General features: G+C 67.6%; 23 protein-coding genes and 1 pseudogene. 17 read left to right on the top strand and 7 right to left on the bottom strand.

Going from position 1 to position 22,750, the window contains the following annotated elements:
• Window positions 1–17: 17 nt before the first annotated feature.
• The gene (locus BTE28158_RS29920) at window positions 18–1,238 is read right to left on the bottom strand and encodes a helix-turn-helix domain-containing protein (protein ID WP_174920245.1); all 1,221 of its coding nucleotides are present in this window, start codon (window positions 1,236–1,238) and stop codon (window positions 18–20) included.
• Between the two features lie 113 nt (window positions 1,239–1,351).
• Here BTE28158_RS29920 and BTE28158_RS29925 point away from each other — a divergent pair, with 113 nt between their 5' ends.
• From BTE28158_RS29925 to guaA, 5 genes are all read left to right on the top strand, one after another.
• On the top strand, window positions 1,352–2,116 hold the full coding sequence (locus tag BTE28158_RS29925; RefSeq protein WP_124622471.1) for a DUF899 domain-containing protein: 765 nt from the start codon (window positions 1,352–1,354) through the stop codon (window positions 2,114–2,116).
• 30 nt (window positions 2,117–2,146) lie between these two features.
• Window positions 2,147–2,974: a DUF2182 domain-containing protein gene (locus tag BTE28158_RS29930; RefSeq protein WP_151052141.1), complete on the top strand. Its 828-nt coding sequence runs from the start codon at window positions 2,147–2,149 to the stop codon at window positions 2,972–2,974.
• A 276-nt stretch (window positions 2,975–3,250) separates the two neighbouring features.
• Window positions 3,251–4,711, top strand: a complete 1,461-nt coding sequence (gene guaB, locus BTE28158_RS29935; protein ID WP_011885118.1) for an IMP dehydrogenase — start codon at window positions 3,251–3,253, stop codon at window positions 4,709–4,711.
• Between the two features lie 6 nt (window positions 4,712–4,717).
• Window positions 4,718–5,317, top strand: coding sequence for a hypothetical protein (locus BTE28158_RS29940; protein ID WP_124902319.1), 600 nt, complete (start codon window positions 4,718–4,720; stop codon window positions 5,315–5,317).
• Between the two features lie 107 nt (window positions 5,318–5,424).
• On the top strand, window positions 5,425–7,044 hold the full coding sequence (gene guaA, locus BTE28158_RS29945; RefSeq protein ID WP_059599944.1) for a glutamine-hydrolyzing GMP synthase: 1,620 nt from the start codon (window positions 5,425–5,427) through the stop codon (window positions 7,042–7,044).
• Window positions 7,045–7,236: 192 nt separating this feature from the next.
• Here guaA and BTE28158_RS29950 read toward each other — a convergent pair whose 3' ends face one another.
• The 6 genes and pseudogenes from BTE28158_RS29950 to BTE28158_RS29975 all read right to left on the bottom strand — a co-directional run bounded on the left by BTE28158_RS29950 (window position 7,237) and on the right by BTE28158_RS29975 (window position 11,562).
• The gene (locus tag BTE28158_RS29950; protein ID WP_151052139.1) at window positions 7,237–7,596 is read right to left on the bottom strand and encodes a gamma-butyrobetaine hydroxylase-like domain-containing protein; all 360 of its coding nucleotides are present in this window, start codon (window positions 7,594–7,596) and stop codon (window positions 7,237–7,239) included.
• Window positions 7,593–8,588 carry a HEAT repeat domain-containing protein gene (locus tag BTE28158_RS29955; protein WP_174920247.1) on the bottom strand — a complete coding sequence of 332 codons (996 nt, stop codon included), beginning with the start codon at window positions 8,586–8,588 and terminating at the stop codon, window positions 7,593–7,595. Before BTE28158_RS29955 ends, BTE28158_RS29950 begins: the two co-directional genes overlap by 4 nt.
• Before the next feature lie 35 nt (window positions 8,589–8,623).
• Window positions 8,624–8,782 (bottom strand): annotated as a pseudogene (locus BTE28158_RS29960) (ABC transporter ATP-binding protein); the annotation flags it as partial.
• 10 nt (window positions 8,783–8,792) lie between these two features.
• The gene (locus tag BTE28158_RS29965) at window positions 8,793–9,038 is read right to left on the bottom strand and encodes a 4Fe-4S dicluster domain-containing protein (RefSeq protein WP_006755644.1); all 246 of its coding nucleotides are present in this window, start codon (window positions 9,036–9,038) and stop codon (window positions 8,793–8,795) included.
• 17 nt (window positions 9,039–9,055) lie between these two features.
• Window positions 9,056–10,795 (bottom strand): fumarate reductase/succinate dehydrogenase flavoprotein subunit, encoded by a 1,740-nt coding sequence (locus BTE28158_RS29970; protein ID WP_151052438.1) that lies wholly within the window; start codon window positions 10,793–10,795, stop codon window positions 9,056–9,058.
• Window positions 10,792–11,562 carry a GntR family transcriptional regulator gene (locus BTE28158_RS29975; protein WP_151052440.1) on the bottom strand — a complete coding sequence of 257 codons (771 nt, stop codon included), beginning with the start codon at window positions 11,560–11,562 and terminating at the stop codon, window positions 10,792–10,794. The genes BTE28158_RS29970 and BTE28158_RS29975 overlap by 4 nt, the downstream gene beginning before the upstream one ends.
• A gap of 306 nt (window positions 11,563–11,868) precedes the next feature.
• Here BTE28158_RS29975 and BTE28158_RS29980 point away from each other — a divergent pair, with 306 nt between their 5' ends.
• From BTE28158_RS29980 to BTE28158_RS30035, 12 genes are all read left to right on the top strand, one after another.
• Window positions 11,869–13,086 (top strand): MFS transporter, encoded by a 1,218-nt coding sequence (locus BTE28158_RS29980; RefSeq protein WP_174920250.1) that lies wholly within the window; start codon window positions 11,869–11,871, stop codon window positions 13,084–13,086.
• A gap of 283 nt (window positions 13,087–13,369) precedes the next feature.
• Window positions 13,370–13,771 carry a DnaJ family domain-containing protein gene (locus BTE28158_RS29985; RefSeq protein WP_044843744.1) on the top strand — a complete coding sequence of 134 codons (402 nt, stop codon included), beginning with the start codon at window positions 13,370–13,372 and terminating at the stop codon, window positions 13,769–13,771.
• The gene (gene tadA / locus BTE28158_RS29990) at window positions 13,768–14,349 is read left to right on the top strand and encodes a tRNA adenosine(34) deaminase TadA (protein WP_059599948.1); all 582 of its coding nucleotides are present in this window, start codon (window positions 13,768–13,770) and stop codon (window positions 14,347–14,349) included. The genes BTE28158_RS29985 and tadA overlap by 4 nt, the downstream gene beginning before the upstream one ends.
• Window positions 14,350–14,454: 105 nt before the next feature.
• Complete coding sequence (gene ldcA, locus BTE28158_RS29995; RefSeq protein ID WP_151051672.1) at window positions 14,455–15,393, top strand: muramoyltetrapeptide carboxypeptidase; 939 nt, start codon at window positions 14,455–14,457, stop codon at window positions 15,391–15,393.
• A 307-nt stretch (window positions 15,394–15,700) separates the two neighbouring features.
• Window positions 15,701–16,405 carry a GntR family transcriptional regulator gene (locus BTE28158_RS30000; protein ID WP_151051674.1) on the top strand — a complete coding sequence of 235 codons (705 nt, stop codon included), beginning with the start codon at window positions 15,701–15,703 and terminating at the stop codon, window positions 16,403–16,405.
• Between the two features lie 149 nt (window positions 16,406–16,554).
• Window positions 16,555–18,039, top strand: a complete 1,485-nt coding sequence (locus tag BTE28158_RS30005; RefSeq protein ID WP_151051676.1) for an NCS1 family nucleobase:cation symporter-1 — start codon at window positions 16,555–16,557, stop codon at window positions 18,037–18,039.
• Window positions 18,040–18,049: 10 nt separating this feature from the next.
• A complete protein-coding gene (locus tag BTE28158_RS30010; protein WP_151051678.1) occupies window positions 18,050–18,886 on the top strand; it encodes an aspartate/glutamate racemase family protein in 837 nt (278 codons plus the stop codon).
• A 150-nt stretch (window positions 18,887–19,036) separates the two neighbouring features.
• Window positions 19,037–19,990 carry an allantoinase PuuE gene (puuE, locus tag BTE28158_RS30015; protein ID WP_059599953.1) on the top strand — a complete coding sequence of 318 codons (954 nt, stop codon included), beginning with the start codon at window positions 19,037–19,039 and terminating at the stop codon, window positions 19,988–19,990.
• Window positions 19,987–20,508: a 2-oxo-4-hydroxy-4-carboxy-5-ureidoimidazoline decarboxylase gene (gene uraD / locus BTE28158_RS30020; RefSeq protein ID WP_059599954.1), complete on the top strand. Its 522-nt coding sequence runs from the start codon at window positions 19,987–19,989 to the stop codon at window positions 20,506–20,508. The genes puuE and uraD overlap by 4 nt, the downstream gene beginning before the upstream one ends.
• A 61-nt stretch (window positions 20,509–20,569) precedes the next feature.
• Window positions 20,570–21,583 carry an allantoicase gene (gene alc, locus BTE28158_RS30025; RefSeq protein WP_059599955.1) on the top strand — a complete coding sequence of 338 codons (1,014 nt, stop codon included), beginning with the start codon at window positions 20,570–20,572 and terminating at the stop codon, window positions 21,581–21,583.
• A complete protein-coding gene (locus tag BTE28158_RS30030) occupies window positions 21,580–22,092 on the top strand; it encodes an ureidoglycolate lyase (protein ID WP_059599956.1) in 513 nt (170 codons plus the stop codon). The genes alc and BTE28158_RS30030 overlap by 4 nt, the downstream gene beginning before the upstream one ends.
• Window positions 22,093–22,267: 175 nt before the next feature.
• On the top strand, window positions 22,268–22,678 hold the full coding sequence (locus BTE28158_RS30035; RefSeq protein WP_151051680.1) for an ACT domain-containing protein: 411 nt from the start codon (window positions 22,268–22,270) through the stop codon (window positions 22,676–22,678).
• Window positions 22,679–22,750: the final 72 nt, after the last annotated feature.

Genomic DNA, 22,750 nt, shown 5'->3' on the forward strand with positions numbered 1-22,750 from the left:
TCGTTGGTGTGCCCATCCTAGTCGCCCGGCAGCGGTGCGGGGAGTAACAAGGTCGTCGCGAATCCGGGCAGCGGCGGCGTCATCCAGCGGCGCGCGCGACCGCGGCCGAGCGCCTGTACCTTGTCCGCTTCGGCGAGCGCGTCGAGCGCGCGCTGCACGGTGCGCTGGCTCGTGCCGAGCGCGAGCGCCAGCGCGGAGCTCGACCACGCCTCGCCGTCCGCGAGCAGCGCGAGCACGGCCGCGTGGTGATCGTCGACCGGACGCGCCAGCACAACGGTCTCGCGCGGGCCGAGCGGCTCGAGCGCGAAGCCGCGTGGCGTCGCGGTGACGTTCGCAAGCGGGCGCAGCATCGCGCGCAAGCGGCCGATCTCGACGCGCAGGCGTGCGCGATGCGATTCGTCCGCGTGTCTCGCGCGAAACGCCGCGGCCACGAGCGCGTTTCTCGATACGTCGCCGGGCCACGCTTCACCCAGCGCGCGGGCGAGCACGAACAGCACCGGGCGGCGCGCGAGCGACACGGTCGTGCGTGCGTCGCGTACCGCGTGGCGGCATGCATCGACGACCAGCGCGTTCGATTCCAGCAGCGCCTCGACCTCGTCGAGCAGCACGAGCCGCGACGCACCGCGCGCAATGAGTCGCGCGGCCGGTGTATCGAGCATGCGTGCGGCCGTCTCGACTTCGGCCGTCAGCGCGGCGATGCCGGCGTCCCGTGCGGCCGCTCGGGCACGGGCTAGCGCCGTGCGCGCGAAGTGCGGGCGGATGCGGCGCATCGCGATGCCGGCCGCGATCAGTTCGTGGGCTGCGCGCGATGCGGCCGGCAGTGGTGCGGGATCGAGGTTCGCGAGCTGCCGTTCGGCATCGTCGATGTGCCCGATCAGCAGCAGCCGGCGCACGCCGAGATAGCGCGCATGCGCGGCGTTCGCGCGGTCGCCGTGTGCGTCGAGCGTCGCGCAGGCGGCCTCGAGGGCGCGCGACGGCCAGCCGAGGTCGCGAGACGCCAGCGCGATTTCGGCTTCCGCGACGACGCAGCGCGCCCGCGCGACGGCTTCCTTCGCGCCGAATGCGCGCGCCGCGCCGCGCACGAGCGCCCGCGCACGCTCGAAATCGCCGAGCTGCGCCATCGCGATTCCGCGCAACGCGAGCGCCGGCGCGTCGTCGCGCAGTGCGACGCGGTTCAGCGCGCCGAGCGGGTCGCCCGCCGCGAGCGCCTGCGCTGCGGCCGTGATCAGCGAATCCATTCGAATCCCGACACAGTTGTCACTCCCTCCGGTCCGATGCCCGGCCCTAATCTAGCACCACGCACACGGCAGATGCGCCGTGCCCGGATATCCATCGAAAGGAGGAACCCGCAATGACCAACCATCTCACTGGAACGCGCGCCGAATGGCTGACTGCGCGCCGCGCGCTGCTCGATGCGGAAAAGGCGTTGACGCGGCAGGGCGACGAACTCGCGCAGCGGCGCCAGGCACTGCCGTGGGTGCGCGTCGACAAGGCCTACCGGTTCGACACCGAGGACGGCCCGGCGACGCTCGACGACCTGTTCGGCGGCCGTTCGCAACTGCTCGTCTATCACTTCATGTTCGGCCCCGACTACAAGGCCGGCTGCCCGTCGTGCTCGGCGCTCGCCGATGGTTTCGATGGTTTTGCGGTCCACCTCGCGAACCACGACGTGACGCTCGCGGCGGTGTCGCGCGCGCCGCTCGCGAAGCTGCTCGCGTATCGGCAGCGGATGGGCTGGCACTTTCCGTGGGCGTCATCGGACGGCGGCGAGTTCAATTTCGACTTCAACGTGTCGTTTACCGAAACGCAGCAACGTACCGGCGACGTCGAATACAACTATGTGCGGGCCGGTCACGCGATGGACATGGACCCGCCGCCGCCGGCCGTCGCCCAGTTCGCGGCGACCTGCGGCACCGACGTCGCCACGTACACACTCGACCGGCCGGGGATGAGCGCGTTCGTACGCGAGGATGGCGTCGTCTATCACACGTATTCGACATACGCACGTGGACTCGACGGACTGTGGGGGATGTACCAGTGGCTCGACCGTGCGCCGCTCGGGCGCAACGAGACGGGCGTGTGGTGGCGCCGCCATGACGAGTACGCGCGCGGTTGAGTGCGGGCCGGCAAGCGGCGGGAGCGGGCGATGGGCGACGCGACGAAACCGGCTGCGGCCGGCGCTGCGGGCGGCGGCTGGCGGCCATTCGGCGCCGCGTTCGTCGTGGTATTCGGCGCCGCGATCTGGGCGATGCTCGCGCAGCACGCATCGATGGACGCGATGGGCGGCATGCCGATGGCGGGCGGCTGGACGCTGTCGGCCGCATGGCTCAGGCCGTGCGGATGGCGGGCAGGGCGCGCGTTCGCTGCGTTCGCAGGCATGTGGGGCGCGATGACGACGACGATGATGCTGCCGGTACTGGCGCCGGTGCTCTGGCGATACCGACAGAGCCTCGGCCCGTTGGGCGAGGCGCGCGCGGCATGGTTGGTCGTGGTCGCGGGCGCCGGGTATTTCTCCGTGTGGATGGCGCTCGGCGCGATGGTGTTTCCTGGCGGCACCGCATTGGCGGCGGTCGCCGCGCGGCTGCCCGCGCTCGCCGCCGCGATGCCGTTCGCGGTCGGCGCGGTCGTGCTCGGCGCGGGCGTGCTGCAGTTCTCCGGCTGGAAGGCGCGCCGGCTCGCTTGTTGCCGGCATGCACCGGACGACGCATGTGCGCGGCGGGCGGGAGCCGCGGCCGCGGTTGCCTGGTGGTACGGCGTGCGAACCGCGCTACGGTGCGGCGCCTGCTGCGGGAACCTGATGGCCGTTGCACTGGCAGCCGGCATGATGGATCTGCACGTGATGGCCGTCGTGACCGTGGCGATCGCCGCCGAGCGGCTGGCGCCGGACGGCGAACGCGTCGCGCGGATCGTCGGCGGCGTCGCGATCGGCGCCGGTGCGGCGATGATTGCGTGTGCCGCGGCCGGGCTGGTCTAGTGGCGTTCGTGGCCGCCTGGATATGCCGAGCGGGGCTGGCCGAGGCCCCGCCGGCAGGCTCGGCACCGTGTTGCCACGACGTGCGATCGGCCCGATTCCGGCCGGCTGCGCGAATGGGGCGATGCGGGGGTGAAACGAAAGGCGATCGAAAACGAACCGAACGGCGATCCGAACGATTCGGCCCCCGAACGCTTGAAAACGCCTAACCCGTTGTTCGTGTTGTGAAAATTCGCAGCGCTTCGCGTATAATTCGCTTTTGCGCCCATAGGATTTGCCATGCGTCTGATCCAAAAAGCACTCACTTTCGATGATGTGCTCCTCGTTCCCGCCTTCTCCGACGTTCTCCCGCGCGACACCAGCCTGAAGACCAAGCTGACCCGCAACATCTCCCTGAACATGCCGCTCGTGTCCGCCGCGATGGACACGGTCACCGAAGGTCGCCTCGCGATCGCGATGGCGCAGCAGGGTGGTGTGGGTATCGTCCACAAGAACCTGACGCCGGCCGAGCAGGCTCGCGAGGTCGCGAAGGTCAAGCGTTTCGAATCGGGCGTCGTGCGCGACCCGATCACGGTCCCGCCGCAGATGAAGGTGCGCGACGTGATCGCGCTGTCGCGTCAGCATGGCATCTCGGGCTTCCCGGTCGTGGAAGGCCCGCAGCTCGTCGGCATCGTCACGAACCGCGACCTGCGTTTCGAATCGCGCCTCGACGAACCGGTCAAGTCGATCATGACGCCGCGCGAGCGTCTCGTCACGGTCAAGGAAGGCACGCCGCTCGCCGAAGCGAAGGCGCTGATGCACAGCCACCGCCTCGAGCGCGTGCTGGTCGTCAACGACGCGTTCGAACTGCGCGGCCTGATGACCGTCAAGGACATCACGAAGCAGACCGAACACCCGGATGCGTGCAAGGACGAACACGGCAAGCTGCGCGCAGGCGCGGCGGTCGGCGTCGGCCCGGACAACGAAGAGCGCGTCGAGCTGCTGGTGCAGGCCGGCGTCGACGTGATCGTCGTCGATACCGCGCACGGCCACAGCAAGGGCGTGCTCGAGCGCGTGCGCTGGGTCAAGCAGAACTTCCCGCACGTCGAGGTGATCGGCGGCAACATCGCGACGGCCGCCGCCGCGAAGGCGCTCGTCGAATACGGCGCGGACGCGGTCAAGGTCGGCATCGGCCCGGGCTCGATCTGCACGACGCGGATCGTCGCGGGTGTCGGCGTGCCGCAGATCAGCGCGATCGCGAACGTCGCGGAAGCGCTGAAGGGCACCGGCGTGCCGTGCATCGCCGACGGCGGCGTGCGTTTCTCGGGCGACGTGTCGAAGGCCCTCGCGGCCGGCGCGAACGCGGTGATGATGGGCAGCATGTTCGCGGGCACCGAAGAGTCGCCGGGCGACGTGTTCCTGTACCAGGGCCGCCAGTACAAGTCGTATCGCGGCATGGGTTCGGTCGGCGCGATGAAGGACGGCGCGGCAGACCGCTACTTCCAGGACAACTCGGCGAACATCGACAAGCTCGTGCCGGAAGGCATCGAAGGCCGCGTCGCGTACAAGGGTTCGGTCAACGCGATCCTGTTCCAGCTGGTCGGCGGCGTGCGCGCGAGCATGGGCTACTGCGGCTGCCGCACGATCGACGAGCTGCACGAGAAGGCCGAATTCGTCCAGATCACCGCGGCGGGCATGCGCGAGTCGCACGTGCACGACGTGCAGATCACGAAGGAAGCGCCGAACTACCACGTGGACTGATCGCCGATGAAACCGCTGCTGCGAGCCGTGCTGATCGTCGATGCCGTGCTGCTGCTGGCGTTCGGCGTGCTGTTCGTGCTGACGCCCTGGCAGGCGCTGTTCAACGCGCTGCAACTGGCGAACATCCAGCCGGCGATGCTCGGCCAGGCGTTCGGCATCGCGCTGCTCGGCCTCGCGTGGCTCGCGTTCCATGCGGCGGTCAACGGCGACCTCACGGCGCCCGTCGCGCGTGCGGTCGGCCACGTGAACTGGCTGATCGGCGTGCTGGCGGTGGTGTGGTCGTTCGGCACCGGCAACGGTCCCGCGCTCGCGGCCGCCGGCCGCGTGCTGTCGGCGATGGCCGGTGTCGCGCTGATCGTGCTCGGCGTCGGCGGCGTACGCCTCGCCTCGGCCGTGCGGCGGCGCGAGAAGGCGCAGGCGCTCGAGGCCCGGGACGTGAAGCGTCCGGTCGAACCGGCACCGGTCTCCACACCGCAGCCGCGGGTCGAGCCGGTCGTCAGCCGTCCGGTGGCGCCTTCGGCACCGGCTGCGGCGACTTCATCGGCCGCATCCGACCGCGCGTCAGGCAGCGTCGCATTCGACGCGCGTCCGCCGTCGCAGGACTGACCGGCGATGCGTCGCGCGTGCTGCCTGCCGCCCGACGCCGCTGTCCATGCATTTGACGCAGCGCTTCATGCGCTGCTTTTCTTATTCTCTTCATCCTGTCCGCAGCCATGCACGACAAAATTCTGATTCTCGACTTCGGTTCGCAAGTCACCCAACTGATCGCGCGCCGCGTGCGCGAAGCGCACGTCTACTGCGAAATCCACCCGAACGACGTGTCCGACGACTTCGTCCGCGAGTTCGCGCCGAAGGCGGTGATCCTGTCGGGCAGCCACGCCAGCACGTATGAAGACCACCAGCTGCGCGCGCCGCAGGCCGTGTGGGATCTCGGTGTGCCGGTGCTCGGCATCTGCTATGGCATGCAGACGATGGCCGTGCAGCTCGGCGGCAAGGTCGAGTGGAGCGACCATCGCGAATTCGGCTACGCGGAAATGCGTGCGCACGGCCATACGCGCCTGCTCGACGGCATCGAGGATTTCACGACGGCCGAAGGCCACGGAATGCTGAAGGTCTGGATGAGCCACGGCGACAAGGTGGCCGAATTGCCGCCGGGCTTCGCGCTGATGGCGTCGACGCCGAGCTGCCCGATCGCCGGCATGGCCGACGAGGCGCGCGGCTACTACGCGGTGCAGTTCCACCCGGAAGTCACGCATACGGTGAAGGGCCGCCAGATCATCGAACGCTTCGTGCTGCAGATCGCCGGCGCGAAGCCCGACTGGATCATGAAGAACCACATCGAGGAAGCCGTCGCGAAGATTCGCGAGCAGGTCGGTGACGAGGAAGTGATTCTCGGCCTGTCGGGCGGGGTGGATTCGAGCGTCGCGGCCGCGCTGATCCATCGCGCGATCGGCGATCAGCTCACCTGTGTGTTCGTCGACCACGGCCTGCTGCGCCTGAATGAAGGCAAGATGGTGCTCGACATGTTCGAGGGCCGCCTGCATGCGAAGGTCGTGCACGTCGACGCGTCCGAACAGTTCCTCGGCCATCTGGCCGGCGTGACCGATCCGGAAGCGAAGCGCAAGATCATCGGCCGCGAGTTCGTCGAAGTGTTCCAGGCGGAAGCGAAGAAGCTGTCGAAGGCGAAGTGGCTCGCACAGGGCACGATCTATCCGGACGTGGTCGAGTCGGGCGGCACGAAGACGAAGAAGGCGACGACGATCAAGAGCCACCACAACGTCGGCGGCCTGCCGGAAACGCTCGGCCTGAAGCTGCTCGAGCCGCTGCGCGACCTGTTCAAGGACGAAGTGCGCGAACTGGGCGTCGCGCTCGGCCTGCCGCCGGAGATGGTGTACCGCCATCCGTTCCCGGGCCCGGGCCTCGGCGTGCGGATTCTCGGCGAAGTGAAGCGCGAATACGCGGACTTGCTGCGTCGCGCGGATGCGATCTTCATCGAGGAACTGCGCGGCACGACCGCCACCGCGCAGGACGCGGCAGCGGGCCTGTGCGGCGAGGCCGACGTCGGCAAGACCTGGTACGACCTGACGAGCCAGGCGTTCGCAGTGTTCCTGCCGGTGAAGTCGGTTGGCGTGATGGGCGACGGCCGCACTTACGATTACGTGACGTCGCTGCGCGCGGTGCAGACCACCGACTTCATGACCGCGCACTGGGCACACCTGCCGTACGCGCTGCTCGGCCGCGCGTCGAACCGGATCATCAACGAGGTGCGCGGGATCAACCGCGTGGTGTACGACATCTCGGGCAAGCCGCCGGCGACGATCGAGTGGGAGTGATTCGGCGCCGGGGCGTGCCTCGGTAGCGGACCACGGCATCTGACGATGCGGACGCCCGGCAGGGATGACCTGCCGGGCGTTGTCGTTTGTGCGAACGGCGATCGTGACTGGATTGACGCTGGGGGAGCGTGTCTTCCTTGCCGTCTTGCCCGCCCCGTGCACCGCCGCGCGCACGGCCGGACAGCGAGCGGATCAAGGCACCCGCGGTGCGCGGTGAATGGCTGGCCGCTGTGCCAGCGCATCGCGCGATGCGATGCCCACATCCGTCTCGTCTCTGCCAAGTTCCGCCAGATATGGCCACGGATAGATGCCGCGCGCGTGACCATCGCCGAACAGCAGGCGGATGCCGTACCCGGCCGGTTCCACGCCGTCCAGCGTCAGCTCGAGCGGCGCGTCGACTTGTCTGCCGTCAAGCCGGATCTTCCGGCACGCGGCGCACGGACAATCGCCGCGCAAGCGCGCATAGCCGATAGGCTGCGTGCTGCCGTCCGGCCAACACAGCGTCAACGCACGAGTCGCATGATCGAGACGAATCTCTGTCGGCGGCGTCATCGTGCATCTCCTCCAATCTGCGCGATGGCGATGCGCACGGCCTTGCGTACTTCGGGATCGCGATCCTCCAATGCCTCATGCAGCGCGGGCAGCGTCGCAGGATCGCGCAGTTCGCCGAGCGCGAGCGCCGCCTCCTTGCGCAGGTTGCTGATCGCATGCGACAGCAGCGCGGCGACGGCCGGCGCCGCGGCGGCGTCGCGCAATTGCCCGAGTGCGCGTACCGCACGCAAGCGCACCTGCCAGTAATCGTCATCGAGCGCGGCGACCAGCGGCGCGCGTGCGACCGCGACACGCAGCTTACCGAGCGTCGCGACCGCTTCCTCGCGTACCTGCCATTCGGCGTCGCGCAGCGCCGCAAGCAACGCGGTGACGACGGCCGTGTCGCTGGACGCCGCGAATCCGACCGCGCCGACCGCGATGCGCCGCACGTCCGCATGCGTGTCGGTCGTGGCGATGCGTGCGAGCGGCGACAACGCACGCACGTCCTTGAGCCAGCCGAGCACGGCGACGGCCTCGGCGCGCACGGCCGCCGCCGGCGCGTCGAGCGCGTGCAGCGCCGGCGTGAACGCGTCGGGGTCGCGCAGTTCGCGCAGCGCGCGCAGCGCGGCGCCGCGCACGAACGGCTCGGCGTGTTCGGCCCAGCGGCACAGCACGGCGCCGGACGCGACATCCTTCAGTTCGGACAGGCTGTGTGCCGCAGTCGCGCGCACGTCGTCGTCCGGATCGAGCAGCGCGTGGCACAGCGTGTCGACGACGACGGGCTGCTCCCAGGTGGCGAGCACACGCGCCGCTTCGCCGCGCACGACGGCGGCCGGATCGTCGCGCAATGCCGCAACGAAGACCGGCACGAGATCGGGATCCTCGAGATCGGCGAGTTCGAGCAGCGCGATGCGGCGCACGGATGCATCGGGTGCCGCAACACGTGCGACGAGCGCGGCATGGTCGGAGGCGTGCGCGCCATGCAGCGGGAAAATAGAGGATGAAGCGGTCATGGGCAAAATGAGGAGCATTAACGAAACGTATGAGGCGTGACGAACGGCGCGGTCGCGCCGATCCTCGATCCGATGTCGAGCAGCAGCGTCTGCATCATGCGGTGCGTCTGCGCGTCGAGCACGCCGAACGATTCATCCGTCAGCAGGATGCGCGGCCGGAAAATCAGCACACGTGCGGTCTCGACGCGACGGCGGCCCGTCGGGTCAGCGCAGCAGGTACGGAATGTCGACCTTGACGGCGCCGGTCGGGCAGTCGCGTTCGCACGGCATGCAGTACCAGCATTCGTCGAACTGCATGTAGGCCTTGCCTTTGGTCACGTCGATGGCGAGCAGGTCGAGCGGGCACACGTCGACGCAGACGGTGCAGCCCTTGTCGGCGATGCAGCGGTCCTCGTCGATCGTCACGGGCGCGCTGCTGCGCAGGAAGATGTCGTGCGGGGTATGGGGCACGGTAAGGCTCCTCGGAGTCAGAGGGCGGCCGCGAGGGCGGCCGGTTCGCGGATGCGCAGGTGCGCGTAGGCGCTGCGTTCGTCGTCGGCAAGCGGCACGACGTAGGGCTCGACCGGCCGTTTCTCGCTGCGCATCGTGCCGTCGGCATCTTTGCGCAACCATGTGTGGCAGAACCATTCAGCGTCGTTGCGATGCGGAAAATCGACGCGATGGTGGTATAGCCCCCAGCGGCTCTCGGTACGGAACAGCGACGCACGCGCGGCCATTTCGGCGCAGTCGCGAATCGCGCGCACTTCGGCCGCGCGCATCAGTTCGTGCGGATGGACCGCCTTGAGTTCTTCGATATCCTCAATAATGTCGTCAAAGCGTTGCAGTCCGATTTCCATCTTGCGCGTCACCTTCGGCGGTTGCAGGTAATCGTTCACCATGCGGCGCAGCTTGTATTCGACCTGCGCCGGCGCGAGGCCACGCTCGCGTGTGAGGGGCGCGAGCACGCGGGTGCGTTCGGCCGCGACCTGTTCGTCGTCCACCGGCGCGTGATCGCGGCCGGCCACGTAGTCGGCCGCGTTCTGCCCGGCGAACCAGCCGTAGGTGAATGCGCCGAGCATGTAGTTGTGCGGGACGGCCGCCATGTCGCCGGCCGCGTAGAGCCCCGGAACGGTCGTTTCCGCGCGGGCGTTCACGTATACGCCTGACGCGCTATGGCCGCTGCAGAAGCCGATTTCGGAGATGTGCATCTCGACCATCTGGCGTCGGTAGTCGGTGCCGCGCCCTGCGTGGAAGCGACCGCGGCTCGGCCGCTCGTTCGTGTGCAGGATCTGCTCGATGGTCTGGATCGTTTCCTCGGCGAGGTGGTCGAGCTTCAGGAACACCGGGCCGTTGCCGCCTTGCAGTTCCTGGTAGAACTCCCACATCATCTGGCCGCTCCAGTAGTCGCACTCGATGAAGCGTTCGCCCTTGCCGTTCGCGGTGAAGCCGCCGAGCGGGCCCGTCACGTACGCGCAGGCCGGGCCGTTGTAGTCCTTGATCAGCGGATTGATCTGGAAGCATTCGAGGTTCGCGAGCGCCGCGCCGGCGTGGTACGCCATCGCGTAGCCGTCTCCCGCGTTGGTCGGGTTTTCGTACGTGCCCATCAGGTATCCGGATGCCGGCAGCCCGAGGCGGCCGGCCGCGCCGCAGCACAGGATCACGGCCTTTGCGCGGATCACGTGGAAATCGGCCGTGCGGCAGTCGAAGCCGAGCACGCCGCTCGCGCGGCCGTGCGCGTCAGTCAGCACGCGCGTCGCGACGATCCGGTTCGTGATCGCGATGCGCGCACGCTTCAGCTGCCGGTACAGTGCCTTCTTGATGTCGTGACCTTCCGGCATCGGCAGCACGTACGAACCCATGTGGTGGACCTTCTTCACCGCGTAGTCGCCGGTGCCGTCCTTTTCGAACTTCACGCCCCAGCGGTCGAGCTGCTCGATCGTCGCAAAGCTGTGCGTCGCGTATGCGTACACGGCTTGCTGGTCGACGATCCCGTCGTTGGCGATCGTGATCTCGCGTGTGTACTGCTCGGGCGTCGCGTGGCCGGGAATCACCGCGTTGTTCAGGCCGTCCATCCCCATCGAGATCGCGCCGCTGCGCTTCACGTTGGCCTTCTCCAGCAGCAGCACGCGCAGCGACGGGTCGCGCTCCTTCGCCTTGATCGCCGCCATCGGACCGGCCGTGCCGCCGCCGACCACGACGATGTCGTATTCGAGTACATGGGTGTTCATTGCGGGTTCCTTAATGGTTGGTGCGTCTTCTGCCGGTCGATGCGCAGCCGGTACTGGAACGCGTCGCCACGGAAGTACAGGTGTTCGTAGTCGATCGGCGCGCCGGATGCGTCGTGCGTCAGGCGCTCTATCCGCAGCACGGGGCTGCTTTCCTCGACGCGCAGCGCATCGACGATTTCATCGTCGGCGAGGATCGCGTCGATCGACACGTCGGCGTGGCCGAGCGGCACGCCGCAGTCGTTCTCGAGAATCAGGAAGATGTCGCGGGTTGCGAGATCGGCGCCCGCGAGCCGCTTGCCGAGCGCCGCGGGCACCCACGTCTGCTCGAGCGACACGGGCTCGCGGTTCAGCAGCCGCACGCGGTGGATCTCGACGAGCGGCGCGCCTTCCGGCACGTTCAGCTTCGCTGCGAGATGGCGGTCGGCCTTCACGGTGCGAAAGCTGCGCAACTGGTTGACGATTTCGTAACCCATCGACGACATCGCCTCGGCGAAGCCCTGCAGCGATGTCACGTTCTGGAACGCCTTCGGCTTCGACACGAACGTGCCCTTGCCGTGCAGCCTGAACAGCAGGCCTTCCTTCTGCAGGTCGCCGAGCGCCTGGCGCACCGTGATGCGGCTCACGTCGAACATCGCGCAGAGTTCGTGCTCGGACGGCATCCTGCTGTGTGGCGCATAAGTGCCGTCGAGGATACGCGTGCGCAGCGTGTCCTTGATCTGCACGTAGAGCGGGGCCGCCGACAGCGGCACGACATTGGAGCGGGGCATCAGTCAACTTGTCATGACAAGAGGATTCGAGTGTAGTGACCGCGTTCGCGCGCCCAAACCAACCATTTCTGATTTCGACATTCCGATTCCGAAAAAGCGGGGCGGCTGCGCGGTCGAGGTTCGTCCGGATCTGCCCCTTGTCGACCGCTCGACTGTGTCGACGATCGGGCATGAGCGCTCGCATGTGACACGCATGTCGATTCCCCGCTGCGTCGTTCGTCGTATCGATGTCGACCGGATTCGCGACGGCGTCCGCAGCCCGGTTCCTCGTCGAGGCCTGACCTACGGAGAGAAAGGAGGTGCCAGATGCCTGATTCCCGCTATCGCTGGGTGATCGTCGCCGCGGGCGGCCTGATGGGCTGCATCGCGATCGGCGCGATGTTTTCGCTGCCCGTGTTCCTGCGGGCCATCGCACGCGACACCGGCTGGTCGATGACCGGCATTTCCGCCGCGATGACGCTCGGCTTCATCGCGATGGCCTTCGCGAGCATCGGCTGGGGCAGCCTGTCGGACCGGATCGGCACGCGTGCGGTGGTCGTGACGGGCGCCATTCTGCTGTCGGCGAGCCTGGGGCTTGCGAGCCGCGCGCCGTCGCTGCTCGCGTTCCAGCTGATTTTCGGGCTGGCCGTCGGCAGCGCGACGGCCGCGGTGTTCGCGCCGATGATGGCCTGCGTGACGGGCTGGTTCGACACGCATCGCAGTCTCGCGGTGTCGCTGGTGTCGGCCGGCATGGGCATGGCGCCGATGACGATGTCGCCGCTCGCGGCATGGCTCGTGTCGGGCCACGGCTGGCGCACGTCGATGTTGTTGATCGCCGCGCTCGCGGCCGCCGTGATGATTCCGGCGTCGCTGCTCGTGCGCCGCGCCCCTGCGCTCGACGGGCCGCACGCCGAGCCGGCGCCGGCCGGCACGCCCCGATCCGCGCCGCTGTCGGTCGGCGGCGCGCTGCGCTCGCCGCAGTTTATCGTGCTGCTGCTGACCAATTTCTTCTGCTGCGCGACGCATTCCGGCCCGATCTTCCATACGGTCAGCTACGCGGTGACGTGCGGGATTCCGTTGATCGTCGCGGTGTCGATCTACAGCGTCGAGGGGCTCGCCGGCATGGGCGGGCGCATCGCGTTCGGGCTGCTGGGCGATCGCCTCGGCGCGAAGCGCATGCTCGTGGTGGGACTGCTCGCGCAGGCGCTCGGCGCGCTCGGCTACTACTTCGTGCGCACGCTCGACGGGTTCTACGCGGTCGCGACGCTGTTCGGTTTCATCTATGCGGGCGTGATGCCGCTCTATGCGGTGCTCGCGCGCGAAAACTTCCCGCTGCGGATGATGGGCACCGTGATCGGCGGCTGCGCGATGGCCGGCAGCCTCGGGATGGCGGCGGGGCCGGTCGCGGGCGGCCTGATCGTCGATGCGCTGGGCAGCTACGGTTGGCTGTACCTCGGATCGTTCGCGATCGGCATCGGCGCGTTCCTCGTCGCGATGATGTTCCGCCCGTTTTCGAAGGCGCGGTCGCAAGCGGTCGCCGCATGACCCGGCAGTCGCGAAACGGCGATTCCGGCGGGACGACGAACGCCGATCGACCCGGACGAAAATAAAAAACAGGGCCGGACATCGCCCGCGCAAACGGCGCGAAATCGACGGTAAATCGGCGCGGAGCCTGCTGCGGCGCAGCACAGCGGCAAGTCGTGGCGATCGGCGCCCATGCGCGCCGATTCGGCCCTTAAAAACACAATATCGAGCATGCCTTCGAAGGGCCTGTCATACGCACGTCACCCTGCTAGAATTCGGCTGCCGCATTTGTTCCGATTGACTGATGAGATTGCTTGACGCACTGGTCGAACAACGCATTGCCGCTGCTGCCGCGCGGGGCGAGTTCGACGATTTGCCGGGTACCGGCGCGCCGCAGGCGCTGGATGACGACCTGCTCGTACCCGAGGAGGTGCGGGTGGCCAACCGTATCCTGAAGAATGCGGGCTTCGTGCCGCCGGCCGTCGAGCAACTGCGCGCGCTGCGCAATCTGCAGGACGAACTGCAGGCGGTCAGCGATCGTGCCGCGCGCTGCCGGCTGCAGGCGAAGATCCTCGCCCTCGACATGGCGCTTGAATCGCTGCGCGGCGGCCCGATGGTGATGCCGCGCGATTATTGCCGGCGCATCGCGGAACGTCTGTGCGAGCGCGGGCTCGACGACGCGCCCGCCGAAGCGGGGCCGATGTGAGCGCCGACGCGCTGCACGACGCGGCAGCCGGATCGGTTGCTGCTCCCGATTCTCCCGTTCCCGAGGCCACACCCGTGTCGGCGCGCGACCTGCATTTCATGCGGCTCGCGCAGGCCGCCGCCGAAGAGGCGCGCGCGGCCGGCGAAGTGCCGGTCGGCGCGGTGCTCGTGCGCGGCGACGAGGTGATCGCACGCGGCTTCAACCACCCGATCGGCGGGCACGATCCATCGGCCCATGCGGAAATGGCCGCGCTGCGCATGGCCGCGCAGCATCTGCAGAATTACCGGATGCCCGGCTGCGAGCTGTATGTGACGCTCGAGCCGTGCCTGATGTGCGCGGGCGCGATCATGCACGCACGCATCGCGCGAGTTGTCTACGGCGCCGCCGATCCGAAGACGGGCGCGTGCGGCAGCGTGATCGACGCGTTCGCGAATCCGCAACTCAACCACCATACCGACGTAACCGGCGGCGTGCTCGCCGATGAGTGCGGGGCCGCGCTGAAGTCGTTCTTCGCGGAGCGCCGTCGCGCGCTGCGTGAAGCACGGCTCGCACGCGACGCCGAATCCGGCGCGCCGTAACCCTTGCCGCGCCCGTCGCCCGGAGCAGGGCGGGCAGCACGGTTCCGTGAACCGGAGACGGTTCGGACCCTCTAAGCAGGTTTGACGACCTCGATACCTTTCGCCATGTCCCTCCAGCCCGCTGCGTCCTACACCATCCGCCTGCTGGCGCCGTCCGGCTATCCGCACGACCCCGATGCGATCAACCGCGCGCTCGAGCGCCTGAGCGGCTCGCAACATCGCATCGAGAACATCGAGGCGACGCAGCGCCGCTTCCAGCGATTCGGCGGCACCGACGGCGAGCGGGCCGGCGACCTGAACCGCCTCGCGGATCCGGAACGCGCGCTGCCGGACATCGCGCTCGCGGTGCGCGGCGGCTACGGCGCCGCACGCATCCTGCACGGGCTCGACTATCGCGGGCTCGAGCGCCGCCTGCGCGACCAACCCATCGCGCTCGTCGGCCACAGCGACTTCACCGCGATCCAGCTCGCGCTGTACGCGAAGGCGCGTATCAAGTCTTTCGGCGGTCCGATGCTGTCGGCCGACTTCGGCGCGGAAACGCCGAGCGACTTCACGATGCAGCACTTCTGGCAGACGCTGACGCAGCCGAGCACGACGATCATCGCCGAGGCGCCGCAGGTGCAGTCCGTGAACGTGACGGGCACGCTGTGGGGCGGCAACCTGGCGATCCTCACATCGCTCATCGGCACGCCGTACATGCCCGACATCGAGGGCGGCATCCTGTTCGTCGAGGATGTCAACGAACAGCCGTTCCGGATCGAGCGGATGATCTATCAACTGCATCTGTCGGGGCTGCTCGCGCGCCAGCAGGCGCTCGTGCTCGGCCAGTTCACCGGCGCGCGGCCGTTCGAATACGACAACGGCTACGACATGCAGGCGATGATCGACCAGGTGCGCGAGGTGGTCGGCATTCCGGTTGTCACCGGGCTGCAGTTCGGCCACGTGCCCGACCTGCTGACGCTGCCGTTCGGCGCGCAGGCGCAACTGGTCGCGAATGCGCACGGGTTCCGGCTCACGTTGTCGGACTATCCGCACCTCGGCTGACGCTGACGTGGTCGATGAAAAGGCGGGTTTCCCGCCTTTTTCTTTATGTAAGTGCGCAACTAACGGTCAAAAATCCCGGCGGACTTCGACAGCGTCGTCGCCGGTTCTTGCACCAGTATTGTCAACAAAATCTCGGGAAGGGTATACGACAAGAACGGCCTCTGTCATGGCATTCAGGCTTGGTATGCATGGATTTCGCGCATCCCGCACCGATTGAGGTCGCGTCCGTGCACGCCGATTGTGCGAAACGCTGGAAAAGAATTGTTGACAATTTTTATGTCCGTCCTAGGATGAGGACCATCACACGATGCAGAACATGAACGATCCCGATACCCATCCGTCCGGCGCTGCCGGTCCCGAAGCGATCGCCGAGCGGATCCGCACGGCGATCCTCGAGCATCGGCTCGCGCCCGGCGCGAAGCTGACGGAGGCACAGCTCTGCGACGTGTTCGGCGTGAAGCGCGGAACGATCCGGCAGGCGCTCTCGCAGCTCGCGGCCGACAAGCTGGTCGATCTCGAGCCGAACCGCGGGGCGTTCGTCGCGAGTCCGACGCTGCAGGACGTGCACGAGGTGTTCGAGATGCGCAGGATCATCGAGCTGGCCGTCGTCGAGCGGCTCGCGACGGGGCCGGGAGCGAAACGGCTCAAGGGCGTCGCCGCGCTGATCGACAAGGAACGCAAGGCGTTCGAGCGGCACGACTTCGCGGCGTGGATCCGCCTGTCGGGCGAATTCCACACGGCGCTCGCGGCGCTGACGGGCAATGCGACGCTCTGCGAGTGCCTCGACGGGCTCGTCGCACGCTCGACGTTGATGTCGGCGCTGTATGAATCGCACGGGCGCAGCCCGTGCTCGTGCGACGACCATGACGAGATACTGACCGCACTGGAAGCGGGCGATTCGAAGCGGGCGGTGACGCTGATGGCGCACCACCTGCAGCATGTCGAACTGAAGATGCTGGACCGGCCCGCGCAAGGGCAGGTCGATTTGCGCGAAGTGTTCGGCGGCGCCTGAGCGGCGACGCGAACCCGGCCGCGCGCCACACGACAAGAGCAATGCAGGCCGGCGGTTCGCGCCGCCGGCCGCCAGTCCGACTCCGGGCAACGATCCGGAGCGATATCGATGACGGTGGAGCGGCTGTTCGGCCGCGTCAAGGAGAAGTCATGGCTCAGTTCAGTGTGGCGCACGACAGTGCGTATCCGGCGGAAGAAGGCGGCGAGGGCGGCGGCCCCACGTTGCCGGACGGTTACAGTCAACGTTTGTACAACGAAGATTTGGCACCCCTTAAGAATCAGACATGGGGCGCTTACAACATCTTCGCATTCTGGATGTCGGACGTGCATAGCGTCGGCGGCTACGTGTTCGCGGGCAGCCTCTTCGCGCTCGGGTTGACGAGCTGGCAGGTGCTGATCGCGTTGATCGTCGGCATCACGATCGTGAACCGGCTGTGCAACCTGATCGCGCGGCCGAGCCAGCAGATCGGCGTACCGTATCCGGTCGCGTGCCGCGCGACGTTCGGCGTGCTCGGCGCGAACGTGCCGGCCGTGATCCGCGGGCTGATCGCGATCGCGTGGTATGGCATCCAGACCTATCTCGCGTCCAGCGCGCTCGTGATCGTCGTGCTGAAGTTCTTTCCGCAATGGCTGCCGTACGCGGACGTCCATCGCTACGGCTTCCTCGGGCTGTCGGCGGTCGGCTGGGCCGGCTTCATGCTGCTGTGGGTGCTGCAGGCGCTCGTGTTCTGGAACGGGATGGAGACGATCAAGAAGTTCATCGACTTCGCGGGCCCGGCCGTCTACGTCGTGATGTTCATCCTGGCCGGCTACATGGTGTGGCGCGCGGGATGGCGCAACATCGGCATCAACCTCGGCGGCGTGAAGTATCACGGCGCGGAAGTGATTCCGGTGATGATCACGGCCGTGTCGCTCGTCGTGTCGTACTTCTCCGGGCCGATGCTCAATTTCGGCGATTTCTCGCGCTACTGCCGCTCGTTCGGCGACGTGAAGCGCGGCAACTTCTGGGGGCTGCCGGTCAACTTCCTCGCGTTCTCACTCGTCACGGTGATCACCACCGCCGCGACGCTTCCGGTGTTCGGTGAACTCATCACCGATCCCGTCGAGACGGTCGGCCGCATCGACCACCCGACCGCCGTGATCCTCGGCGCGCTGACCTTCACGATCGCGACGATCGGCATCAACATCGTCGCGAACTTCGTGTCGCCCGCATTCGACTTCTCGAACGTCGCGCCGCGGCTGATCAGCTGGCGCGCGGGCGGAATGCTCGCGGCCGTCGCGTCGATCTTCATCACGCCGTGGAACCTGTTCAACAATCCGGCCGTGATCCACTACACGCTCGACGTGCTCGGCGCGTTCATCGGCCCGCTGTACGGCGTGCTGATCGCCGACTTCTACCTCGTCAAGCGCGGCCGGCTCGTGCGCGACGACCTGTACACGATGTCGGAGCGCGGCACCTACTGGTACACGGGCGGCGTGAACCGCCGCGCGATCGCGGCGCTGCTGCCGGCCGCGGTGATCGCCGTCATCTGCGTGATGGTGCCGGGCTGGCAGGCCGCTGCGAACTTCTCGTGGTTCATCGGCGCGGGGCTCGGCTTCGTGTTCTACCGGCTGCTCGTGAGCACGAAGGCCTGAGGAGCGCACGATGAAGATCAAGCTGATCAATCCGAACACGACGCAGCGGATGACCGATGCGATGGGCCGCTGCGCGCGTGAAATCGCGGCGGCAGGCACCGAGATCGTCGCGGTGAGCCCGCCCATGGGGCCGCCGTCGATCGAAGGCTATTACGACGAGGCGCTCGCGACGCCCGGGCTTCTGGCCGAGATCGCGCAGGGCGAGCGCGATGGCTGCGACGCGTACGTGATCGCGTGTTTCGGCGACCCGGGCCTGTATGCGGCGCGCGAACTCGCGCGCGGGCCGGTCATCGGGATCGCCGAGGCGGCAATGCATGCGGCGAGCGTGCTCGCGCCGGGCTTCTCGGTCGTCACGACCCTCGCGCGTACCTGCGGGATGGCGTGGCATCTCGCCGAGCGCTACGGGATGAAGCGGTTCTGCCGCAACGTGCGGGCGACCGACGTCGCGGTGCTCGAGCTCGACCGGCCCGGTTCGGCGGCGCGGCGGATCATCGTCGACGAATGCCGGCGTGCGCTCGACGAGGACGGCGCCGACGCGATCGTCCTCGGCTGCGCCGGGATGGCCGAATTCGCGCACGAGATCGAGCAGCAGATCGGCGCGCCGGTCGTGGAAGGCGTCACGGCGGCCGTCAAGTGGGCCGAGGCGCTCGTCGCGCTGCGCCTCGCGACCGCGAAGCGCGGCGACTATGCGCGGCCGCTGCCGAAGCGCTACGACGGCGAATTCGCGCGGTTCAGCCCGCCGGAGGACGCGCCCGCGCCCGCGCCGGCCGCCGCCACGGCGCGAAGCGGGGGCGACGCGTCGGAACCGGTCCCGAATTTGCCGCAACCGCACATACACGCCGTCTGACATGCACTATCTGCGCCGCTGTATGGGCGCGTATGAACCTTTTCGCTACACTGGGCCGTCATCGCATCGGCCCGTGCGGCCGGCCTCCGGCACCCGCGCGGGTCGATGCGAACCCATTACTTCAGCAAGCTTTCGCCGCACTTCGAACCCATGTCACTCGATCCCAACTATCCTCGCGACCTGATCGGCTACGGCCGCCATCCCGTGCAGGCGAACTGGCCCGGGCGTGCCCGCGTCGCCGTGCAATTCGTCCTGAACTACGAGGAGGGGGGCGAGAACTGCGTGCTGCACGGCGATCCGGGTTCCGAGCAGTTCCTGTCCGAAATCGTCGGCGCGGCCGCGTATCCGGACCGCCACATGAGCATGGAATCGATCTACGAATACGGTTCGCGTGCCGGCGTGTGGCGCATCCTGCGCGAATTCGAGAAGCGCGGGCTGCCGCTGACGGTGTTCGGCGTGGGCATGGCGATCGAGCGTCATCCGGAACTCGCGCGCGCATTCGTCGAGCTGGGTCATGAAATCGCGTGCCACGGCTGGCGCTGGATCCACTACCAGAGCATGACGCCGGAACTCGAAGCCGAGCACATGCGCCTCGGGATGGAAGCGATCGAGCGCGTGACGGGCGAACGTCCGCTCGGCTGGTACACCGGCCGTGACAGCCCGAACACGCATCGTCTCGTCGCGGAATACGGCGGCTTCCTGTACGACTCCGACAACTACGGCGACGACCTGCCGTTCTGGATGGACGTCGACGTGTCGGGCGGCAGGAAGTTGCCGCAACTGATCGTGCCGTACACGCTCGACACGAACGACATGCGCTTCGCGACGCCGCAGGGCTTCAACACCGGCGACCACTTCTTCGACTACCTGCGCGACGCATTCGACGTGCTGTACGCGGAGGGCGACGAAGCGCCGAAGATGCTGTCGATCGGCATGCACTGCCGTCTGCTCGGCCGGCCGGGGCGTTTCCGCGGGCTGCAGCGTTTCCTGGATCACATCGAGAAGCACGATCGCGTATGGGTGACGCGCCGTGTCGATATCGCGCGTCATTGGCGTGAACATCATCCGTATCAGCCCAATCATCGAAACGAAGGGAAAGCATGAAGGCGATGCGTTACACGTTGGAGCAACTGAACACGATGGCGCCGAGCGCATTCGTCGCGGCGCTGTCGGGGATCTTCGAACATTCGCCGTGGGTGGCCGAGGTCGCCGCGGGCGAGCGGCCGTTCGCGAGCATCGATGCGCTGCACGAAACGATGTCGAACGCGGTGGAGACGGGCGGCGAAGTGCGCCAGCTCGCGCTGATCAATGCTCACCCGGAGCTCGCCGGCAAGGCCGCCGTGCGCGGCGAGCTGACGGCCGAGTCGACGCGCGAGCAGAGCGGCGCGGGCCTCGACCAGTGCACGCAGGAAGAGTTCGACAAGCTGCTGACGCTGAACCGCACGTATCGCGAGAAGTTTGGCTTTCCGTTCATCCTCGCGGTGCGCGGCTACGACCGGCACGGCATCATCGCGAACTTCGAGTCGCGCGTGAATCATTCGCGCACCGAGGAACTGCGCGCGAGCCTCGACCAGATCTACCGGATCGCGCGCTTTCGCCTCGACGACCTGATCGACGCCTGACACCTCACGACGGCCTGCTGCGTCGCGGCGGCCGATCGCATCACTGAAACAAGGAAACATCATGGCTGTTCCGCTTCTCGATCCCGACGCCCCCGACTTCACGCGGCGCTACGTGAACCTCGCCGACCCGCGCCTCGGTGCGCAGGCGCTCGAGGCCAGCGACGACTTCTTCGCGCCCAAGGACCGGATGCTGAACCCCGAGCCGGCGGTGTTCATCCCCGGCAAGTACGACGACCACGGCAAGTGGATGGACGGCTGGGAGACGCGCCGCAAGCGCACGACGGGCTATGACTGGTGCATCGTCAAGCTCGCGCGGCCGGGCGTGATCAAGGGCTTCGACATCGACACGAGCCACTTCACCGGCAACTTCCCGCCGGCCGCGTCGATCGAGGCGGCATACGTGGCCGATGGCGCCCCGACGCATGCGACCGAATGGGTAGAGATCGTGCCGTCGACGACGCTGCAGGGCAACAGCCATCACTATGTCGAAGCGAGCGACGCGCGTGCGTTCACGCACCTGCGCGTGAACATCTATCCGGACGGCGGCATCGCGCGCCTGCGCGTGTATGGCCAGCCGCAGCTCGACTGGGCCGGCGCGAGCGCGACCGAGCAGTTCGACCTCGCGGCGATGGAAAACGGCGGCTACGTGGTAGCCGCGAACAACCAGCATTTCGGCGTCGCGTCGAACCTGCTGCTGCCGGGCCGCGGCGTGAACATGGGCGATGGCTGGGAGACCCGCCGCCGCCGCGAACCGGGCAACGACTGGGCGATCATCGCGCTCGCGCAGCCGGGCGTGATCCGCAAGATCGAAGTCGATACCGCGTTCTTCAAGGGCAATTACCCGGACCGCTGCTCGATCCAGGCCGCGTACGTGTCGGGCGGCACCGACAGCTCGCTGATCACGCAGTCGATGTTCTGGCCGGTGCTGCTCGGCGAACAGAAGCTGCAGATGGACAAGCAGCATTACTTCGAGCACGAGATCGCATCGCTGGGCCCCGTGACCCACGTGCGCCTGAACATCATTCCGGACGGCGGTGTGTCGCGCCTGCGTCTGTGGGGGACGCTCGACAAATGAAGACACTCGTAATCGAACCGCTGACCAAGGACGCGTTCGCGCCGTTCGGCGATGTGATCGAAACGGAAGGCGCGAAGCAGATTCCGATCAACCTCGGCACGACGATCCGCTTTCACGATCTCGCGAAGGTCGACGTGACCGACGAAGACGGACGCACGCTCGTCAACCTGTTCCGCGGCCAGCCCCGCACGCTGCCGTTCGAGGTGAAGATGCTCGAGCGCCATCCGCTCGGCAGCCAGGCGTTCGTGCCGCTGAACGACCAGCCGTATCTCGTCGTCGTCGCGCCGGCGGGCGATCTCGATCCGTCGAAGATCCGCGCGTTCGTGACGAGCGGGTGGCAGGGGGTGAACTATGCGAAGGGCGTGTGGCATCACCCGCTGATCGCGCTCGGCGGCGTCAGCGACTTCATCGTCGTCGATCGCGGCGGCGACGGATTGAACCTGAACGAGCAGGACCTGCCGGAATCGCTGTGGCTCACCGAGGACGCACTGGATGCGCTGACGGCCTGAGCAGCGTTTCGCCAGTACCGTTTCATCGAAGAGACCCGCGCGACCTGCGCGGGTTTTTTTATGGTCTCGGCGCACGCATCACGGCATGACGCCGCCGCTACGTCGAAGACGTCGATCGCGTGCTATCGTGCCCGCATCGCCACCGCACGACGCCCGGTTCCCGGGCCGTACCACGATGAGCCAACCTGAAAACGACCTCGCGATCCTGTTGCGCACGATGCGGCCGGAACTGCATCGCGGTGCGTTCGCCTTCGTCGCACTGCCGGACGATGCCGACATATCGTTATCCGAAGCGATTGCGACGTTCCGAGAAACGGAAGGCATGACGGTCGTCGTCGACGAGGCAACGGCCGCACGTCGCGGCTGGCCCGTGCTGTTCCGCGCCGCGTGGATCACGCTGACGGTGCATTCGGACCTCGCGGCGGTCGGCCTGACGGCCGCGTTCGCGAGCGCCCTCGGCGCGGCAGGCATCAGCTGCAACGTGATGGCTGCTGCGTATCACGATCACATCTTCGTTCCGTTCGACGACGGCCCGCGCGCGCTTGATGCGCTCGTCGCGCTGCAGCGCGACGCGATGCGGAGCTAGTGTCCCGTTCCGTTGTTAACTGGTCTATGTTCGCGTAGCATGTTGACGTCAACGGAACGGGAGACGTCAGCA

This window comes from Burkholderia diffusa (genome assembly GCF_902499115.1).
In the GTDB taxonomy this organism is placed as follows: domain Bacteria; phylum Pseudomonadota; class Gammaproteobacteria; order Burkholderiales; family Burkholderiaceae; genus Burkholderia; species Burkholderia diffusa.

Bases quoted from the DNA above. Each gene is read 5' to 3' on its own strand.
- guaA (WP_059599944.1), top strand. From the start codon at position 5,425: ATGCACGACAAAATTCTGATTCTCGACTTCGGTTCGCAAGTCACCCAA.
- guaB (WP_011885118.1), top strand. From the start codon at position 3,251: ATGCGTCTGATCCAAAAAGCACTCACTTTCGATGATGTGCTCCTCGTT.
- BTE28158_RS30005 (WP_151051676.1), top strand. From the start codon at position 16,555: ATGGCTCAGTTCAGTGTGGCGCACGACAGTGCGTATCCGGCGGAAGAA.
- uraD (WP_059599954.1), top strand. From the start codon at position 19,987: ATGAAGGCGATGCGTTACACGTTGGAGCAACTGAACACGATGGCGCCG.
- BTE28158_RS30000 (WP_151051674.1), top strand. From the start codon at position 15,701: ATGCAGAACATGAACGATCCCGATACCCATCCGTCCGGCGCTGCCGGT.
- BTE28158_RS29955 (WP_174920247.1), bottom strand. From the start codon at position 8,588: ATGACCGCTTCATCCTCTATTTTCCCGCTGCATGGCGCGCACGCCTCC.
- BTE28158_RS30010 (WP_151051678.1), top strand. From the start codon at position 18,050: ATGAAGATCAAGCTGATCAATCCGAACACGACGCAGCGGATGACCGAT.
- BTE28158_RS29950 (WP_151052139.1), bottom strand. From the start codon at position 7,596: ATGACGCCGCCGACAGAGATTCGTCTCGATCATGCGACTCGTGCGTTG.
- BTE28158_RS30030 (WP_059599956.1), top strand. From the start codon at position 21,580: ATGAAGACACTCGTAATCGAACCGCTGACCAAGGACGCGTTCGCGCCG.
- BTE28158_RS29985 (WP_044843744.1), top strand. From the start codon at position 13,370: ATGAGATTGCTTGACGCACTGGTCGAACAACGCATTGCCGCTGCTGCC.
- BTE28158_RS29970 (WP_151052438.1), bottom strand. From the start codon at position 10,795: ATGAACACCCATGTACTCGAATACGACATCGTCGTGGTCGGCGGCGGC.
- BTE28158_RS29940 (WP_124902319.1), top strand. From the start codon at position 4,718: ATGAAACCGCTGCTGCGAGCCGTGCTGATCGTCGATGCCGTGCTGCTG.
- ldcA (WP_151051672.1), top strand. From the start codon at position 14,455: ATGTCCCTCCAGCCCGCTGCGTCCTACACCATCCGCCTGCTGGCGCCG.
- BTE28158_RS29925 (WP_124622471.1), top strand. From the start codon at position 1,352: ATGACCAACCATCTCACTGGAACGCGCGCCGAATGGCTGACTGCGCGC.
- alc (WP_059599955.1), top strand. From the start codon at position 20,570: ATGGCTGTTCCGCTTCTCGATCCCGACGCCCCCGACTTCACGCGGCGC.
- BTE28158_RS30035 (WP_151051680.1), top strand. From the start codon at position 22,268: ATGAGCCAACCTGAAAACGACCTCGCGATCCTGTTGCGCACGATGCGG.
- BTE28158_RS29975 (WP_151052440.1), bottom strand. From the start codon at position 11,562: ATGCCCCGCTCCAATGTCGTGCCGCTGTCGGCGGCCCCGCTCTACGTG.
- BTE28158_RS29930 (WP_151052141.1), top strand. From the start codon at position 2,147: ATGGGCGACGCGACGAAACCGGCTGCGGCCGGCGCTGCGGGCGGCGGC.
- BTE28158_RS29980 (WP_174920250.1), top strand. From the start codon at position 11,869: ATGCCTGATTCCCGCTATCGCTGGGTGATCGTCGCCGCGGGCGGCCTG.
- BTE28158_RS29920 (WP_174920245.1), bottom strand. From the start codon at position 1,238: ATGGATTCGCTGATCACGGCCGCAGCGCAGGCGCTCGCGGCGGGCGAC.
- puuE (WP_059599953.1), top strand. From the start codon at position 19,037: ATGTCACTCGATCCCAACTATCCTCGCGACCTGATCGGCTACGGCCGC.